This window comes from Nodosilinea sp. LEGE 07088 (genome assembly GCF_015207395.1).
Taxonomy (GTDB): Bacteria; Cyanobacteriota; Cyanobacteriia; order Phormidesmidales; family Phormidesmidaceae; genus Nodosilinea.
The window spans coordinates 1-2,893 of the sequence record NZ_JADEWX010000328.1 but is presented as its reverse complement, the minus strand read 5'-3'; the positions used below and the strand labels follow the sequence as shown (position 1 = coordinate 2,893).

General features: G+C 60.3%; 2 protein-coding genes. Both read right to left on the bottom strand.

Annotation, left to right across the window (positions count from 1 at the left end; genetic code table 11):
* Positions 1–71: 71 nt before the first annotated feature.
* Positions 72–2,330, bottom strand: a complete 2,259-nt coding sequence (locus IQ254_RS30610) for a heavy metal translocating P-type ATPase (protein WP_193969907.1) — start codon at positions 2,328–2,330, stop codon at positions 72–74.
* A 23-nt stretch (positions 2,331–2,353) separates the two neighbouring features.
* The gene (locus IQ254_RS30605) at positions 2,354–2,548 is read right to left on the bottom strand and encodes a heavy-metal-associated domain-containing protein (RefSeq protein ID WP_193969906.1); all 195 of its coding nucleotides are present in this window, start codon (positions 2,546–2,548) and stop codon (positions 2,354–2,356) included.
* Positions 2,549–2,893 lie beyond the last annotated feature (345 nt).

Sequence of the window (2,893 nt, the reverse complement as noted above, 5' to 3'; positions counted from 1 at the left end):
GTGGATGGGTGGGAGAGTATTTTGCCCTTTGAATTTGCCCCCTATCTCCCCTATCTCCCCTATCCACCCCTCTAGCCTTGCAACCGTGGCCGAAAGTTCCGCAGTCGCAGTGCGTTCGTCACCACCGACACAGAGCTAAAGGCCATCGCCGCCCCGGCAATGATCGGGCTGAGTAGCCAGCCAAAGATAGGGTAGAGCAGACCCGCCGCGATCGGGATACCCGCTGTGTTGTAGACAAAGGCAAAGAACAGGTTTTGGCGAATGTTTTGCATGGTGGCGCGGGAGAGCTGAATGGCGGTGACAATGCCGTGCAGGTCGCCGGAGATCAGGGTGATATCGCTGGCAGAAATGGCGACATCGGTACCCGTGCCAATCGCCAGGCCGACATCGGCCTGGGCCAGGGCCGGGGCGTCGTTGATGCCGTCGCCCACCATGGCGACGAGCTTGCCTTCCCCCTGCAGGGCAGCAATCTGGGCCGATTTTTGGTCGGGGCGCACTTCGGCGAAGACGCGGCTAATGCCGACCTCCTGGGCGATCGCCTCGGCGGTGCGGCGGTTGTCGCCAGTCAGCATCACCACCTCTAGGCCCATGCGTTGCAGGGTGGCAATGGCCTGGGCAGAGGAAGGTTTGACCGCGTCGGCAATGGCAAACAGGGCCTCGACTCGACCATCCACCGCCAGCCACACCACGGTGCGGCCCAAAGCTTCAAGCCGCTCCCACTGAGATTGCAGACCATCCGTGGCGGTGCCCAACTCCTGCATCCAGCGGTGGGTGCCAATTTGCACCTGCTGACCCCAGACCACCCCCTGGACGCCACTCCCGGCCACAGCCTCAAAGTCTTGGGCCTCGGTCAGCGACACCTGCTGCGACTGGGCGTATTGCACTACCGCTTCCGCCAGGGGATGCTCGGAGTTGCGCTCCAGCGTGCCCGCTAGCTTCAGCAGGTGCTGTTCATTGTCGTTGGCGGTGCCCTTCACCGTCAGGTAGTCGGTCACGGTGGGTTTGCCCTGGGTGATGGTGCCGGTCTTGTCGAGCACGATGGTCTGAATCTTGTGGGCCAGCTCTAGGCTGTCGGCTCCCTTGATCAAAATGCCGTTCTCGGCTCCCTTGCCAGTGCCCACCATGATTGAGGTCGGCGTCGCCAAACCCAACGCACAGGGGCAGGCGATAATCAGCACGCCCACGGTGGTAATCAGCGCCATGGTGACGTTGCCCATGACGTTGTACCAGAGGATAAAGGTGAGCACTGCGATCGCAATCACCCCCGGCACAAACCACGCCGTCACCTGGTCGGCCAGCTTTTGAATCGGGGCCTTCGACCCCTGGGCCTGCTGCACCAGCTTAACGATCTGGGCTAAAAAGGTGTCCTTGCCCACCCGGGTGGCGCGAAACTTGAAGCTGCCAGTCTTGTTCAGCGTTGCCCCAATTACCTCATCGCCAGCGGCTTTCTGCACGGGCACGCTTTCGCCGGTCACCATTGCCTCATCGAGGGTAGATCTGCCGTCAATGATGGTGCCATCGACCGGAACTTTTTCGCCGGGGCGCACCAAAATCACGTCGCCCAGGGCCACCTCGGCAATGGGAATGTCAAACTCCCGACCCTGGCGAATCACCCGGGCGGTTTTGGCCTGCAACCCCATTAGCTGGCGAATGGCCGCCGAGGTTTGGCCCTTGGCCCGGTTCTCCAGCAGGCGGCCCAGCAAAATCAGGGCAATGATCACCGCTGCGGCTTCAAAGTACACGTCGGGGGTAAGCCCCTGATCGATAAACCACTGGGGGTAAACCGTGGGAAACAGCGAGTAGAGAAAAGCCGTGCCCGTACCCACCGCCACCAGGGTATCCATACTGGCCGAGTGGCGTTTGAGGGCTTTCCAGGCATTGATGTAAAACCCACTGCCGGCCCAAGCCACGACGGGGGTGGTCAGCACCAGCTGCAGCCAGGGGTGGTGCAGCCAGGGGGGAATGAAGGGAATCGGTAGCCCCGTCATCATCGGCAGCGAGCCGACCATCAAAATGCCGCCAATGACCAGGCTAAACACCGCCTTGCGGGTGAGTTGGCGGTTTTCGGCCTCCCGCTCCCGGCGTTCGGCATCGTCTTCGGCGGCCAGGGGGTCGTCGTTCATGGGTTGGGCACCATAGCCCGCCTCATCCACCGCCGCCTGTATTTTTGTCAGGTTGGTTCGGTGGGGGTCGTAGGTGACCGCAGCTTGCTCGGCACCGAAATTGACGGTGCAGGCTGCGACACCGGGCACCGACTGAATGGCCGACTCGATGTTGCTGGCGCAGGCCGCGCAGCTCATGCCCCGCAGTTTAAACAGCTGGTTTTCCATGTGCTTTTCCATGCTCGGACTCCCTAGGCAATGGTGTAGCCTGCGGTGGTAATGGCGGTTTTGACTGCCACCTCGGAAGCGGTGGTGTCCACGCTGACCTGCTTGGTTTTGGGGTCGGCATTCACCTGGGCGGTGGCATCGATCGCCTGGATCGCCTTGGTCACGGTATCGACGCAGGCCGAACAGGCTAGATCTGGAACGGTTAAGTTGAGCGTCATAGATGACTCCCTGAGACTCTGGGTAATTCTATCTTGAAGCCTCTAGTGGACTAGAGAGTCAAGGGCGCTTAGTTTAAGTACATAGTCAAAGCCTTGGAGCGATTGAAATCCTTGGGGAGAGCCTGGCGTGGTGTCACCCCAGGCTTAAGGCCCGCTCTCTGGGCAGCACTGTCAATTTTTTGATCTAGGAGCCGGTCTGCCCACAGACACCTTCTAAACTGGACAGTGGGAAGTTCTCTGTCCAGTGACGAGCCGCCAAGAAAAACGGACATGGGTTAAGTCAAACGACCCGTCATGCCCGAAACTGGCTGATATAGAACGTTTCAGCCAGCAATATTATGGAGC